Source organism: Micromonospora sp. RL09-050-HVF-A (assembly GCF_019374995.1).
In the GTDB taxonomy this organism is placed as follows: domain Bacteria; phylum Actinomycetota; class Actinomycetes; order Mycobacteriales; family Micromonosporaceae; genus Micromonospora; species Micromonospora antibiotica.
On the sequence record NZ_JAGKQP010000002.1, the window covers coordinates 186,149 to 199,765 of the forward strand.

The following is a 13,617-nucleotide window of genomic DNA, read 5'->3' on the forward strand; positions in this document are numbered from 1 at the left end:
ACCCCCTGGTCAACGGCTCAGGAACGTGGAGTACTTTACCGATCAAGTATTAGGTAAGCCTGTCCTTACTATGTGAGTTGGAGTACTCCGTATGCGCCCCTCCCGGTTGCTCACCGGAATCGTCGCGGTCGCCACCACGCTCGCCCTCGCCGCCTGCGGCGGGTCGTCCGACCCCGACGGGAAGCCCGCCGCGTCCGGGCCCGCGACGGCGACCTTCCCGCTCACCGTCACCCACGCGCTGGGCACCACCACGATCGACAAGAAGCCGGAGCGGGTCGCCACCGTCAACTGGGCCAACCACGAGGTCCCCCTCGCCCTGGGCGTCGTCCCGGTCGGCTACGCCAAGGCCAACTTCGGCGACGAGGACGGCGACGGGCTGCTGCCCTGGGACGCCGCACGACTCAAGGAACTCGGCGCGTCGACCCCGGTGCTGTTCGACGAGACCGACGGCATCGACTTCGAGGCGGTGGCGAACACCAGGCCGGACGTCATCCTGGCCGCGTACTCCGGCCTGACCAAGCAGGACTACGACACCCTGACGAAGATCGCGCCGGTCGTCGCGTACCCGCAGGCGCCCTGGGCCACCTCGTGGCGCGACAGCATCAAGCTGGAGAGCAAGGCCCTCGGCCTGGCCACCGAGGGTGACGCGCTGATCGCGAAGATCGAGAAGCAGATGAAGGACGAGGCCGCCCGCTACCCGAAACTGGCCGGCCGGTCGGCGATGTTCCTGACCCACCTCGACCCGACCGACCTCAGCAAGATCAGCTTCTACACCACGAACGACACCCGGGCCCAGTTCTTCACCGACCTCGGCATGACGCACCCGCAGAGCATCGCGAAGGCCTCCGCCGCGACCAAGGAGTTCAGCCTCACCCAGAGCGCCGAGCAGGTGCAGAACCTCAGCGACGTCGACATCATCGTGACCTACGGCGACGCCGACGGCACCACCCTGGCCACCCTCCAGAAGGACCCGCTGCTGTCCAAGATCCCCGCGATCAAGCGCGGCTCCTTCGTCACGCTGCCCGGCAGCACCCCCGTCGCCACCGCCGCCAACCCGACACCCCTGGGCGTCTCGTTCGTCCTCAAGGACTACGTCGATCTGCTCGGCAAAGCCGCCGACAAGCTCTGATGACCGGTGCAGCCACCTCCGGGCCGGACGTCGCCCTGCTGCGACGTCCGGCCCGGACCCGCCTGACCTGGCTCCTGGTCGTCCTCGCCGCGCTGACCCTGGCCCTGATCGCGTCGGTCGCCTTCGGTTCCCGGATCGTCGGCTGGGCCGACATCACCGCCGCACTCGGCGGCACCCACGACACCCTCGACCAGGCGGCCGTGGTCAAACGCCTGCCCCGGACGGTGCTCGCGGCCCTGGTCGGCGCGGCACTGGCCCTGTCCGGGGCCGTGATGCAGGGCGTCACCCGCAACCCGCTCGCCGACCCGGGGATCCTCGGGGTGAACATGGGCGCGATGCTGGCCATCGCCGTCGCCATGACCACCGTCGGCCTGTACACCGCCACCATGTACATCTGGGTCGCCATCGCCGGAGCGGCGGTGTCCGCGCTGTTCGTCTACGCGGTCGGCTCACTCGGTCGCGGCGGCGCCACCCCCCTCAAGATCGCCCTGGCCGGGGCGGCCACCTCCGCCGCCCTCGCCTCGCTGGTGGTCGCGGTCGTGCTGCCGCGTGGCGACATCGCCGAGAACTTCCAGTCCTGGCAGGTCGGCGGCGTCGGCGGGGCCAGCTGGGACAGCATCGGCCAGGTCCTGCCGTTCCTGCTCGCCGGGCTGGCCATCTGCCTGCTGTGCGCCCGGGCACTCAACTCCCTCGCGCTCGGCGACGAACTCGCCGCCGGCCTCGGCGAACGCGTCGCCCTGGTCCGCGGGATCGCCGCCGCCGGCGCGGTGGTGCTCTGCGGCGCGGCCACCGCGGTCGCCGGACCGATCGCCTTCGTCGGCCTCATCGTCCCGCACCTGTGCCGGCTGCTCGTCGGACTCGACCACCGTTGGCTGCTGCCGTTCGCGACCCTGGTCGGCGCGGTGCTGCTGACCGTCGCGGACGTCGCCGGACGGGTGGTGAACCGCCCCGACGAGATCGAGGCCGGGATCATCACCGCCCTGATCGGCGCCCCCTTCTTCATCTACATCGTCCGCCGGCAGAAGGTACGCGAACTGTGAGCACCACGACCCTGAGGGCCGTCACCCGCGGCCGGGTCCGACGCAGCCGACGACGCCGTGCCGTGCTGACCGCACTCTCGGCGGCGGTGGCCGCGCTGGTCGTCGTCTCGCTGATGGTCGGGCAGACGTTCTACCCGCCCGGCGACGTGCTGCGGGTGATCCTCGGCGAGACCGTGCCCGGCGCGTCGTTCACCGTCGGTGAACTCCGGCTGCCCCGCACCGTCCTGGCCCTGGCGACCGGGCTCTGCTTCGGCATGGGCGGCGTCACCTTCCAGACCATGTTGCGCAACCCGCTGGCCAGCCCCGACATCATCGGCATCAGCTCGGCGGCGAGCGCCGCGGCGGCCTTCGGCATCATCGTGCTCGGCCTCGGCGAGACCGGCGTCTCGATCTTCGCCATCGTCGCCGCGCTCGGCGTCGCCGTGCTCATCTACCTGCTGTCGTTCACCGACGGGGTGGCCGGCACCCGGCTGGTGCTGATCGGCATCGGCATCGCCGCCATGCTCAACAGCGCCACCTCGTACGTCCTCAACCAGGCCGGCCAGTGGGACCTGCAGGCGGCGACCCGCTGGCTCAACGGCAGCCTCAACGGCTCCACCTGGGACGAGACCGTTCCGGTGCTGGCCGCGCTGGCCCTGTTCGGCCCGGTGCTGCTGAGCCAGGCCCGGAACCTGACCATGCTGCAACTCGGCGACGACACCGCCGCAGCGCTCGGCACCCGGCTGGAACGTACCCGGCTGGTCTCGATCGTCGCGGCCGTCGGCCTGATCGCGTTCGCCACCTCGGCCACCGGGCCGATCGCGTTCGTGGCCTTCCTGGCCGGGCCGATCGCCGCCCGGCTGGTCGGCGTCGGCGGCTCACCGCTGGTGCCGTCCGCCCTCGTCGGCGCGTTGCTGGTGCTGGTCGCCGACTTCCTCGGCCAGTTCGCCTTCGACATCCGCTTCCCGGTGGGGGTGATCACCGGGGTGCTCGGTGCCCCGTACCTCATCTACCTGCTCGTCCGCACGAACCGCGCCGGAGGCTCGCTGTGACCACCGACCACGCCCTGACGACGGAGAAACTGACCGTCGGCTACGGCGACCGCGTCGTCATCGAATCGCTCGACCTGCTCGTCCCGCCCGGCCGGATCACCGCGATCGTCGGCGCCAACGCCTGCGGGAAGTCGACGCTGCTGCGGTCGATGTCGCGACTGCTCGCCCCGCGCGCCGGTCACGTCATGCTCGACGGCCGGCAGGTGCACCGGACGCCGGCCAAGGAGCTGGCCCGCACCCTCGGCCTGCTGCCCCAGTCACCGATCGCCCCGGAGGGCATCACCGTGGCCGACCTGGTCGGTCGGGGCCGCAACCCGCACCAGCGACTGCTGTCGCGCTGGAGCGGGGACGACGACCGTGCGGTGGCCGCCGCCCTCGACGCCACCCACACCGCCGACCTGGCCGACCGGTCGGTCGACGAACTCTCCGGCGGGCAGCGGCAACGGGTGTGGATCGCGATGGCGCTGGCCCAACAGACCGAACTGCTGCTGCTCGACGAGCCGACCACCTTCCTCGACGTCAGCCACCAGGTCGAGGTGCTCGACCTGCTCACCGACCTCAACGCCACCCGCGGCACCACGATCGTGATGGTGCTGCACGACCTGAACATGGCCGCCCGCTACGCCGGCCACCTCATCGCGCTGGCCGACGGTGGCCTGTACGCGGCGGGGCCGCCGACCGAGGTGCTGACCGAGGAGTGCGTCCGGGCCGTCTTCGGCCTGGACAGTCGGGTCATCGTCGATCCGGTCTCCGGCCGGCCGTTGATGCTGCCGATCGGTCGCCATCACGTCTCGGCCGCTCGCACCTAGCCCCACGACGAGCCCTCCCGGTCGGCCGGTACGGGTTGCGGAGGTCCCCTGTCCCACCCTCGCCGTCGTGGATCTGCACCCGGTGGTTCGGCCCGAGTGCGCTGCGGGTGGCCCGCCGCTACCGGCTGGACCTGCACCTGGAGGTCGGCGGACGGCCCGATTCGCGCGGGTACGCCACCACGGTGACCCGCGACCTCGACCGGGCGCTGCGCGACCGGGGCCTGGGCCACGCCGAGCAGAGTGGCAGCAGCATGCGCCGGGACGCCTCCGGTGGCTACGTCACCCACGCCGTCAGCGTGGACATCGCGGTCTTCGACGATCTCGCCGCCGGCACCGACCTCATCCGGCACACGCTGCTGCGCCACGATCCGGCACCGGAGACCGTGCTGCGTCACCAGGGGGGCACCGACGCAGTGGTGGCGCTGCGGTGACCCCGGCGGGTCGGCAAACGGCCGACCCGCCGCCGGCCGGACGGCACTATGCTGCGACCAGTCCCCGTCGAGCAGGGAGATGACGTGTCGCGTCGTACCGGTAGGCCCTCGTATCTGCTGGCCGCGTCGCCTTCACCACGCCGCCGGCCGTCCCGGCTCGCCGTCGTCGCCGCGATCGGGCTGGTCGTCGCCCTGGTCGGTGGCGGCATCGGATACACGGTCGGTCGACCGGACGCCACCGAGTCGGCCATCGCCGACCTGCGCCGGGCCGAGGCGAAGCGGGACGCCCAGCAGATCACCGAGCTGACGGCCACCGCCCGACGCCTCCGCGACGAGATCACCCCCGTGCTCGACGCCCTGCGGGCCGGGCCGACCGCCGACCAGCAGCAGGCACGCCAGTGGCAGCAGACCGTGCTGCGGGCGGCGGAGCCGTTCGCCGACCCACCGTCGGGCAGCACGGCGACCAACGTGGCACGCGGTGGTCTGCGTGGTGCCGTGGAGCAGACGTCCCTGGCCGTCGAGTCGTACCTCCTCGCGGTCACCGGGCCACCCGGGCAGCGGGCGGCGCTGACGGCACTGGCGAAACGGCAGGCGGAGCAGGCCGCCGCCGCCTGGTCCGTCGCCGCTACCCAACTCGATCAGGTCAACGTCGACGCCGGCCACGGCCACCAGCACGTCTACCTGGACGGCGACCAGCACGACGGCGCGCAGGAGGGCACCGGCGGGTGACCGGGGCCGGGCCGGGCCAGCCACCCGGTTCGGTCCGGCGTACCCGCGCCACCCGGGTCGTGCCCGTGCGGCGTCGACCGGCCGGCGGGGCTGCGGTGCGCGACGGGGAATGCCATGGTGGACCCGCCGCACCCCCGACCCGGACGGAGCGCACCGATGCCCGCGACGGAACTGCTCGCCGAACGGTTGGTGCGGGCCGGGATCGGGGACGTCGTCACGGTCGAGCCGGTGAGCGGTGGCCTCGCCGCGCTCGCCGGGATCGCCCACCGCAGGGACGCGCCACCGGTCTTCGTCAAGACCTTCGCCGATCCACCCGACGGCGACGCGTTCGTCGCGGAGGCCGACGGGCTGACGGCCCTGCGGGAACTGGGCGGCCTGGCGACCCCCGACGTGCTCGTGGCGAACCACGAACTGCTGGTGCTGTCGCTGTTGTCGCCGAGGCCGCAGGACGGGGCCTTCTGGGAGCGGTTCGCTCACGCGCTCGCCCACCTGCACACCAGCACCGTCCATCCCCGCTTCGGCTGGCACCGCGACAACTGGTTGGGGCGTCGCCGGCAGGTCAACACCTGGGCCGACGACGGCTTTGCCTTCTTCGCCGAACGCCGTCTGCTGCGCTGGCTCTCCGAGCCCCGGGTCGAGGCGGCGCTCGGTGCCGCCGACCGGGCCGCGATGCAACGGCTGTGCGCCCGGCTGCCCGAGCTGCTGCCGGACCGGCCGGCGTGCCTGACGCACGGCGACCTCTGGTCGCAGAACGTGCTGTCCACCGGGGACGGACAGGCGGCGTTGATCGACCCGGCGGTGTCGTACCTGTGGGCTGAGGTGGACCTGGCCCACCTGTGGACCACGGCTGCGCCACCGCAGTCGCGTCGGTTCTTCGCCGTCTATGCCGAGCTGACCGGCCTCGACGCCGACTGGCGGGACCGCATGCCGATCATCCAACTGCGGCAACACCTGGCGGTGCTGGCCCAGTTCGACGACGACTGGGGTGCCGCCGAGACGATCCGCGCCACGCTCGCCCCGTTCCGGTCGCGGGCCTGACCGGCCGCGATCGTCGAGCACCGGGAACGTCCCGGGAGCCGGCGGCCGACCCGGGCGGCCGGGCGCCGTCACGATCCCGACGGCACCGCGGGCGGCTGCCGATCCGGCCAGAACGGCCATTCCTCGAACGACCGGCACCGCCCGTCGTCGGCGAAGCGCATCACCCACAGGTCGCGGTACTCCTGCCTGACCGGGTCGCCGTAGTGCACCTCGTGGCGGGACACGGCGGTGTCGCCGTCGACCGCGACGATCGCGCTGGTCATCCGGAACACCTCGTCGGGGCCCTTGCGCTGCGCCTCCCACATCCGGGCGATGGCCGGCAGACCCACCACGGGGGTCAGGTAGGGCCCCTGCTGGTAGCTCGCGTCCTCGGTGAAGAGCGCGCCGAGGGTGTCCGTACCCGGCGTCCGCCAGGCCCGCTCGTAGGCGACGAGCCAGTCGTCGACATGCTTCCTGTCCATGCGCCCCACCCTGCCATCCGGCAGACGATGGAGTGCCGCACACCGCCCACACCGCGGGCAGCGGACCGGCGGCGCTGCCGCCGCGATCGCGCCGGGAGCGGCCGGGAAGGCCGACAGGCGGGAGTGCGGTACGTCACCCTGACAAACTGTACCGGCTGGTCGGTACAGTTCCGGCATGATCACGCCCTCGACCCCGGTCGCCGCAGCGGCGCTGTCGACCCGCCGACGGTGGGCGGCGCTGGCCGTGCTGGCCGCGGCGGTGCTGCTGCTCGCCGTCGACGGGACGGTGCTCTCCCTGGCGGTGCCGGCGCTGACCGCGAGCCTGGCACCGACCGCGGAACAGGTCCTCTGGATCGGTGACATCTACTCGCTGACCCTGGCGGGGCTGCTGGTGCTGATGGGCAACCTGGCCGACCGGTTCGGACGCAAACGGGTCCTGCTGATCGGTTCGGTGGCCTTCGGTGCGGCATCGCTGCTGGCCGCGTTCGCCCCCAGCGCGCCCGCGCTGATCGGGGCGCGTCTGCTGCTCGGTGTGGCCGGCGCGACGCTGATGCCGTCCACCCTGTCGCTGATCCGCAACATCTTCCCCGACAGCGGCGAACGGACCCGGGCCATCGCCATCTGGTCCACCGCCTTCGGGGCCGGGTCGGCGATCGGGCCGCTGGTGGGCGGGTTCCTGCTGGAACACTTCTGGTGGGGCTCGGTGTTCCTCATCAACGTGCCCGTGATGGTCCTGGTGGTGGTCTCCGGTCTGCTGCTGCTCCCGGAGTCCCGGGACCCGCGACCGGGCCGCTTCGACGTGCTCTCCGCCGTGCTGTCCATGACGGCGGTCGTGCCCCTGGTGTACGCCGTCAAGCACGTGGTCGGGGCCGGCCTCGACGGCGTGACCGTGGCCTGCCTGCTGGCCGGGCTGGTCGCCGGCGTGCTGTTCGTCAGGCGGCAGCGGCGGCTGGAACAGCCCATGCTCGACGTCGAACTGTTCGGCAACCCGGCGTTCGTCGGGGCGGTCGTCGCCAACGTGATCGCCATCTTCGCACTGGTCGGCATGCTCTTCTTCTTCTCGCAGTACCTCCAGTTCGCCCGGGGGTTCAGCCCGTTGCAGGCGGGTCTGGCCGAGTTGCCCGCCACCCTGGCCTCGATCGTCGTCGTCGTGATCATCGCGTTGGTCGTGGCCCGGTTCGGCCGGGGCCGGGCCATCGCGCTCGGCCTGGGCCTCGCCGCCGCGGGGCTGGGCGCGGTGGCGGCGGCCGCGCACGCGCCGTACCTCTGGCTCGGGTTGGCGCTGGTGCCGATCGGCCTCGGCATCGGACTGGCGATGACGCTGACCGGCGACGCCATCCTCTCGGCCGCGCCACCACGCAAGGCCGGTTCCGTCTCGGCGATCACCGAGACCGCCAACGAACTCGGTGTGGTGCTGGGCATCGCGGTGCTGGGCTCCCTGCTGTCGCTGGTCTACCGCCACGCGGTGAGCGTGCCGGCCGGACTGCCGGCCGGGGACGCGGCCCGGGTCCGTGACTCGCTGGGCTCGGCGTTGCAGGTGCTCCCGCCGCAGTCCACCGCCGGTGCGCGGGACGCCTTCATCACCGGAGTGCAGGTCAGCTCGTCGGTCGCGGCGGTGCTGACCCTCGGCGCGGCCGTGCTGGCGTGGGCGCTGATCCCGTCGCCGCGCCCGCCCCGGCCGTAGGTACGGTGTCGCCGTGGGACGTACCGCCGGCCGGTCGCCGCAGGCCACCCGACGTGCCCTGCTGGACGCCGCCGCGGACGCCGTGCGCGCCCGGGGGATCCACGCCTCGCTGGACGACATCGCCCGCTTCGCCGGGGTGTCCAAGGGTGGGCTGATCTACCACTTCGCCAGCAAGGACGAGTTGATCGCCGAGTTGGCCCGCGATCAGCTCGCCGCCTTCCAGGCGAGCATCGACGCCGCGCTGGACCCCAGCGACACCGCACCGGGACGACTGACCCGGGCCTACCTGCGCGCGGCGGTGGCGCCCGCCGACGACGCCACGGTACGCGCATCGCTGTCGCTGATCACCCAGCTCATGACGGTGCCCGCGGTCGCCGAACTCGCCCGGGCCGACGCGGAACGGCTGGAGGCGGCCCTCGCCGCCGACGGGCTGCCCGCCGAGGTGCTGGCGCTCGTGGTGGCGGCGGCGGACGGCATGAGCACCGCGCCGTTGTGGGGCGCCCCGACGCACACCCCGGCCCACCGACGGCTGGTGGAGCGGCTGCTGCACCTGACCCGGAACCCGCACCTGTGGGAGACGCTCACGCCCTGAGCCGGGCGACCCGCACGGCCCGTCACGGCCGCGATGTCGGCGGCTGTCGACGTCCCGCCACCGGCGGTATCCTCATCCACTCTCGTCGATCGGCGAGGTGGTTTCGTTCCGCTCCGCACACCCTTTCGGAGGCACGATGAGGTTCCGTATCGCCCGTACGCTCGGCGCGCTCGCGCTCGTGCTGGGAGCCGTCGCCGTACCGGCGACCCCGGCCGCCGCGCACGACACCGCCGACGCGATCGCGGTGTACCCACCGATCCAGGACTCGTCCACCTGGAACAGGTTCGGCGGGTCCGGGCCGGCCAACCACCACATCGTGTTCGGCAACTGGGGCTACACCAACGACTGGGCGGTCGACATCTACCGCAACCCGGGAGCCACCGTCGTCTCCCCGTTCGGCACCAAGACGGCGGCCGGGCACCCGGTCGCGGTCACCGTGGTCACCGTCCGTCCGGGCTGCGCGACCGGCAACCTCGCCGACGGCGGCTACCGGATCGGACTCGAAGCCCGGGACACCACGACCGGTGGGATCATCGGCCGGGCGGACGTGATGCACGTGAACGACAAACCCGGCGGTGTCGTCGTCGGGGCCTCGGTCGGCCCGTGGACCAAGCTCGGTGAGACCGGCCGGTTCCGGTACTCCAGCTGCTACCAGGTCAACGGGGACAGCGGCGCGCACATCCACCTTGAGGTGATCAACCAGCACCGGTACTCCTGCTACGTCAACCGCGCCGCCGACACCGCCCTGACCGACCTGACCGTGGTCGGCCGGATCGGCGTCCACTACTCCGGCCAGCGCGCCGCCTGCTGACGACGGCCGGTGGCGCGACGACCGATCCGTCAACCGACGGTCGGCGTCGCCACCGCCCGCCGGGGCCGGGTCCGTGCCGGACGCTGTCGGTTGGCCGGCAGTGTCCGGGCACGGACAGTAGCCGCCATGTGACTTCGGGTCCCACCCATGATGGGTCACGTCGACGTGCCGTCGCGACAGGCCGGCGGACGGGACACCCCGGTCAGGAGGATGGGCATGCCGTTCGAGGTCGACTTCAACTGGGCATCGCAGGCCGTCATCGAGACGGTGGCCGTGCCGTTCCCGTCCCTGGAGACACCACCCGGCGTGGTCGTCGCCGACCCCGCGGTCCCGCAGTTGGCGTTCCAGCACTCCGGCCCGGTGACGGTCACGATGCTCGGCAGCGGCCGGTGGAACCGCGACACCAGCTACCGGTTCAACGCCGGCTGCAACCAGGAACCGCACCAGGCAGCGGCGATCGGGGAGGTCGGGGTGCTCGCCGCCGCGCAGGCGCAGCAGTTGGAGGACTGGTTCCTCCAGCGGTATCCGACCGTCAACCCGGTGGTGCTGAAGAACGGCGGGAAGTGGAACCTCACCCTCACCCGCAACGGTGCGGTCTTCAACTTCCACGTCGGCGTCCACGACTGACACCTCCCGTGCCGGCGCAGGGCGGCCCGGCCGTCCCGCGTCGGGTCCCCGGGGCCTGCCCGAACGGTGGATCAGCGATCGGCCACTGTGGATCTACGATCGGTCACAGTCCCGTCACCCCTGCGGAAGGACCCCCATGCCCCAGCCGATGCGCCGCCGGTTCACCCGACTCGCGGTGGTCGCCACCGCGGCGGCCGCCGTCAGTTTCACCGTCCAGCCGGCCCCGGCCGCCGCCGTGCCGTTCGACTGGAACGGGGCCTTCGCCACGTACGAGGAGTGCGAGCAGTGGCGCATCGACGCCAGCTACTGGGGCGAGGTGGCCAGCAACTGCGTCTACCGCACCCTGCCCGACAGCCAGTACAACGGCTGGTACTTCCGGGCCTCGATCGCGGGCTGAGCCCCGACGACGGGCGGCCCCGGCCCACGGCCCGCCCGGGCGTACCGGACGGGTTCACCGCACCCGTCCGGTACGCCCGGGCGGCCACCGAGGCGGGCAGCAGCGCGACCATCCGTCCGAGTTCGATCTGCCGCAGCATCTGCACCATGTCCGCGAACGGTGGCCGCTGCTCACCGTGGCGGACGTAGACGTACGCGCCGGGGACGACCTGCTGGTGCCCGGCCTCGATGTCGGCCAGCCGCAGCCGTGGCGGCGCGGTGAGCGGGTGACCGGTCGGCAGCGCCAGGGTGATGATCGCGCCCGAACCGGTCCTTCTCCCCGTGCCGCCCACCGCGTGACGATGGGCGTCATGGTCGTCGTCACGACCCCCACGGGCACCATCGGTGCCGCCGTCGCCGCCCGCCTGCACCGCAGCGCCGCTGAGCGGCAGGGGTGACGCAGGTCAGCTCTGCTGGTAGTTGACGGCGGCGAACCCGCACGGCCGGTGCAGGTGCAGGTAGTAGGCGCCCTCGCCGTACTCGTCCAGGTCCGCGCCGCCGACCAGACCGACGTAGTCCATCGGCTGCCGGCACCCGGGGCAGTCGGGGTGGTCGGCGTCCTGGATCCAGTCGGGCCGGCCACCAAGCGTCGAACCGCCCCGGTCCCACGCGCTGGCCTGATAGGGGCTCTCCTGGGCTTCCCCGGGGACCGGCAGCAGCGCGGGCGGATCCTCCGTCCCGGCGGGACCGAGATGGTCGGGGCGGGTGTTACCGGTCCACCAGCCGGTGCCGCCGTCCGGCGTGACCCGGCTGTACAGCGTCGTGTAACAGGCGCAGAAGTGGCACGTCTCGATCACCAGGCGACCGGACCAGCCGGTGTGCGCCAACGCGACACCGACGGCGGGGTCCGCCGGGTCGAGGTCCGCAGCCGTCCACAGCGGCGACGCGCACCACGGGCAGATCGCCACGTCCGGCCGCCGTGGTGCCTCGCGCATGAGCCACCGGTACGCGGTGTCCCCGCACAGGTCGCGCCGGTGGCCCTGCGGGTCGACCGTCCAGCCGCCCTCGGACGCGTAGTCCAGGATGTCGACGTGCAGCGTGTCCGCGCCGGGCGGGGGCTGAGCCGACCAGCGACGTAGGGCGTCCTCGGCCAGCGGGTGGGCGGTGTGCGCCAGGACGACCAGCAGGTGGTTGAGCTGCTCCGGTGTCCGCCCGCCGTCGACACGCGCGACGACCCGGCGGACCACGTCGGCGTCCGCCGCCCGGTACAGCTTTCCCGGCCACAGCACGTCGTGGTCGAGAAGCGAGCTCAGGTGCGGCGTCAGCCTGCCCGGCTCGGTGTCCGCGATCAGGGACAACTCCTCGACCGCGTCGTCGTCACCGGCGGACACCTTCCGGACCAGCTCCTCGATCATGGCCCGATGCTAACCAACCCGACCGACGGCACCGAACCGCGTGGCGGCCCGCGAAGCGGTGCCCCTCGCCCACCGTCCGGTGCTGAGCAGCGCCAGGGCGGCGATGCCCACGCCGAGACCGGACACCAGCCACCACACCGGCCGGGTGGAGTCGGTGAACGAGGTGCCGTCACCGACCGAGCCCACCATCGTGCCGGCGATCGCGACCCCCAGGGTGGTGCCGGTCTGACGGCCCGCCGAGGCGAGTGAGGTGGCCAGGCCCGCCATCGAACGCGGCATCCCGGAGACCGCGGTGTTGGTGACCGGCGGGTTGAGGGTGCCCTGGAAGATTCCGAAGAGCAGATAGCTCGCGAGCACGGCGACGAGCGGGGTGGCCGGCCCGATCAGCAGGGACGTGAGGCCGCCCAGCGTGAGCGCCGTCCCCGAGGCGAGCAGCGGCAGGCGCGGCCCACGGGCCCCGACCACCGTCCCGGTGTACGGCGAGAGCAGCGCGATCGACGCACCGAGCGGCAGCAGGCTGAGCCCGGCGGTCAGCGCCGACATGCCGCGGACGTGCTGGAGGTAGAGCGTGGTCACGAACAGGAAGGCCCCGAAGGCGCAGAGCGCGAACAGGGCCATCAGGATCGCCGAGCTGAACGGCACGCTGCGGAACAGCCGCCACTCCAGCAGTGGATCGACCCGGCGGGCCTCGTACCCGACGAGGCCGACCGTGGCCAGCGCGGCGGCGACGAGCAGCCCCAGGATGACCGGTGCCGTCCAGCCCTGCCGGTTGGACCCGATGACCGCGTAGACGACGCTGCCGAGCACCACGATCACCAGGAGCTGGCCGACCGGGTCGAACCGGCGGGGCCGCGGCGCGCGCGACTCCGGCACGTACCTCGCGGTGAGGGCGAACGCGACGAGCGCCAACGGCACATTGATCCAGAAGACGGAGCGCCAGCCGAAGCCGTCGATCAGCGCACCGCCGAGGACGGGGCCCAGCGCGAGCGACAGGCCGGACATCGAACCGAAGACGCCGATGGCCCTGGCCCGTTCGGCGGGGACGGTGAAGGTGTTCGCGACGATCGCCATCGCCACGGGGTTCAGCATGGTCGCGCCGATGGCCTGCACGGCCCGCGCCGCGATCAACCAGCCGATGCCCGGCGACACGCCACACAGCAGCGAGCCGACGCCGAACATGAGGAGGCCGGTCTGGAAGACCCGCCGCCGACCGACCCGGTCCGCCGTGGAACCGGCCAGCAGGAGGAAGGCGGCCAGCACCAGTGTGTAGGCGTCGATGATCCACTGCAGGCCGGTCACCGTGGCGGCCAGGTCGTCGCGGATGCGGGGCAGGGCGGTGTTGACGATGGAGATGTCCACCACCACCAGGACCATGCTGGCGCAGCAGATCGCCAGCACCAGGGTGCGACGGCGTGGGCTGAGCTCGCTCACCAGGTTCTCCCGAT

General features: G+C 72.5%; 16 protein-coding genes. 13 read left to right on the forward strand and 3 right to left on the reverse strand.

Annotated features, from left to right (window positions below; translation table 11 throughout):
* Positions 1-91: 91 nt before the first annotated feature.
* The 7 genes from J7462_RS01075 (at position 92) to J7462_RS01105 (ending at position 6,207) form a co-directional block, all read left to right on the forward strand.
* Positions 92-1,129 carry an iron-siderophore ABC transporter substrate-binding protein gene (locus J7462_RS01075; RefSeq protein WP_219460458.1) on the forward strand — a complete coding sequence of 346 codons (1,038 nt, stop codon included), beginning with the start codon at positions 92-94 and terminating at the stop codon, positions 1,127-1,129.
* Positions 1,129-2,169, forward strand: a complete 1,041-nt coding sequence (locus J7462_RS01080) for an iron ABC transporter permease (RefSeq protein ID WP_219460461.1) — start codon at positions 1,129-1,131, stop codon at positions 2,167-2,169. The genes J7462_RS01075 and J7462_RS01080 overlap by 1 nt, the downstream gene beginning before the upstream one ends.
* A complete protein-coding gene (locus J7462_RS01085) occupies positions 2,166-3,200 on the forward strand; it encodes an iron chelate uptake ABC transporter family permease subunit (RefSeq protein WP_219460464.1) in 1,035 nt (344 codons plus the stop codon). Before J7462_RS01080 ends, J7462_RS01085 begins: the two co-directional genes overlap by 4 nt.
* Positions 3,197-4,009 (forward strand): ABC transporter ATP-binding protein, encoded by an 813-nt coding sequence (locus tag J7462_RS01090; protein WP_219460469.1) that lies wholly within the window; start codon positions 3,197-3,199, stop codon positions 4,007-4,009. The genes J7462_RS01085 and J7462_RS01090 overlap by 4 nt, the downstream gene beginning before the upstream one ends.
* Before the next feature lie 35 nt (positions 4,010-4,044).
* A complete protein-coding gene (locus tag J7462_RS01095) occupies positions 4,045-4,440 on the forward strand; it encodes a hypothetical protein (RefSeq protein ID WP_219460474.1) in 396 nt (131 codons plus the stop codon).
* 84 nt (positions 4,441-4,524) lie between these two features.
* Positions 4,525-5,169, forward strand: a complete 645-nt coding sequence (locus J7462_RS01100) for a hypothetical protein (protein WP_219460477.1) — start codon at positions 4,525-4,527, stop codon at positions 5,167-5,169.
* Positions 5,170-5,325: 156 nt separating this feature from the next.
* Complete coding sequence (locus tag J7462_RS01105) at positions 5,326-6,207, forward strand: fructosamine kinase family protein (protein ID WP_219460483.1); 882 nt, start codon at positions 5,326-5,328, stop codon at positions 6,205-6,207.
* 68 nt (positions 6,208-6,275) lie between these two features.
* Here the strand turns inward: J7462_RS01105 and J7462_RS01110 are convergent, their stop codons facing one another.
* The gene (locus J7462_RS01110; protein WP_219460487.1) at positions 6,276-6,668 is read right to left on the reverse strand and encodes a nuclear transport factor 2 family protein; all 393 of its coding nucleotides are present in this window, start codon (positions 6,666-6,668) and stop codon (positions 6,276-6,278) included.
* 175 nt (positions 6,669-6,843) lie between these two features.
* Between J7462_RS01110 and J7462_RS01115 the strand changes: the two genes are divergently transcribed.
* The 6 genes from J7462_RS01115 to J7462_RS01140 all read left to right on the forward strand — a co-directional run bounded on the left by J7462_RS01115 (position 6,844) and on the right by J7462_RS01140 (position 11,215).
* Positions 6,844-8,352: an MFS transporter gene (locus tag J7462_RS01115; protein ID WP_219460491.1), complete on the forward strand. Its 1,509-nt coding sequence runs from the start codon at positions 6,844-6,846 to the stop codon at positions 8,350-8,352.
* 13 nt (positions 8,353-8,365) lie between these two features.
* Positions 8,366-8,944, forward strand: a complete 579-nt coding sequence (locus J7462_RS01120; RefSeq protein WP_219460494.1) for a TetR/AcrR family transcriptional regulator — start codon at positions 8,366-8,368, stop codon at positions 8,942-8,944.
* A 136-nt stretch (positions 8,945-9,080) separates the two neighbouring features.
* Positions 9,081-9,755, forward strand: a complete 675-nt coding sequence (locus tag J7462_RS01125; RefSeq protein WP_219460495.1) for a hypothetical protein — start codon at positions 9,081-9,083, stop codon at positions 9,753-9,755.
* A gap of 216 nt (positions 9,756-9,971) precedes the next feature.
* Positions 9,972-10,382 carry a hypothetical protein gene (locus J7462_RS01130; RefSeq protein ID WP_219460498.1) on the forward strand — a complete coding sequence of 137 codons (411 nt, stop codon included), beginning with the start codon at positions 9,972-9,974 and terminating at the stop codon, positions 10,380-10,382.
* Positions 10,383-10,518: 136 nt separating this feature from the next.
* Complete coding sequence (locus J7462_RS01135) at positions 10,519-10,779, forward strand: hypothetical protein (RefSeq protein WP_219460501.1); 261 nt, start codon at positions 10,519-10,521, stop codon at positions 10,777-10,779.
* 175 nt (positions 10,780-10,954) lie between these two features.
* Entirely contained in the window at positions 10,955-11,215 is a 261-nt protein-coding gene (locus J7462_RS01140) for a hypothetical protein (RefSeq protein WP_219460505.1), read from the forward strand.
* A 6-nt stretch (positions 11,216-11,221) separates the two neighbouring features.
* Here J7462_RS01140 and J7462_RS01145 read toward each other — a convergent pair whose 3' ends face one another.
* Both J7462_RS01145 and J7462_RS01150 read right to left on the reverse strand, forming a co-directional pair.
* The gene (locus tag J7462_RS01145) at positions 11,222-12,172 is read right to left on the reverse strand and encodes a hypothetical protein (protein ID WP_219460508.1); all 951 of its coding nucleotides are present in this window, start codon (positions 12,170-12,172) and stop codon (positions 11,222-11,224) included.
* 9 nt (positions 12,173-12,181) lie between these two features.
* Positions 12,182-13,603 (reverse strand): DHA2 family efflux MFS transporter permease subunit, encoded by a 1,422-nt coding sequence (locus J7462_RS01150; RefSeq protein ID WP_219460511.1) that lies wholly within the window; start codon positions 13,601-13,603, stop codon positions 12,182-12,184.
* Between the last annotated feature and the right edge of the window lie 14 nt (positions 13,604-13,617).

Coding starts and splice junctions, on each gene's coding strand:
- J7462_RS01075 (WP_219460458.1), top strand. CDS start 92: ATGCGCCCCTCCCGGTTGCTCACCGGAATCGTCGCGGTCGCCACCACG.
- J7462_RS01080 (WP_219460461.1), top strand. CDS start 1,129: ATGACCGGTGCAGCCACCTCCGGGCCGGACGTCGCCCTGCTGCGACGT.
- J7462_RS01105 (WP_219460483.1), top strand. CDS start 5,326: ATGCCCGCGACGGAACTGCTCGCCGAACGGTTGGTGCGGGCCGGGATC.
- J7462_RS01110 (WP_219460487.1), bottom strand. CDS start 6,668: ATGGACAGGAAGCATGTCGACGACTGGCTCGTCGCCTACGAGCGGGCC.
- J7462_RS01115 (WP_219460491.1), top strand. CDS start 6,844: ATGATCACGCCCTCGACCCCGGTCGCCGCAGCGGCGCTGTCGACCCGC.
- J7462_RS01125 (WP_219460495.1), top strand. CDS start 9,081: ATGAGGTTCCGTATCGCCCGTACGCTCGGCGCGCTCGCGCTCGTGCTG.
- J7462_RS01130 (WP_219460498.1), top strand. CDS start 9,972: ATGCCGTTCGAGGTCGACTTCAACTGGGCATCGCAGGCCGTCATCGAG.
- J7462_RS01135 (WP_219460501.1), top strand. CDS start 10,519: ATGCCCCAGCCGATGCGCCGCCGGTTCACCCGACTCGCGGTGGTCGCC.
- J7462_RS01145 (WP_219460508.1), bottom strand. CDS start 12,172: ATGATCGAGGAGCTGGTCCGGAAGGTGTCCGCCGGTGACGACGACGCG.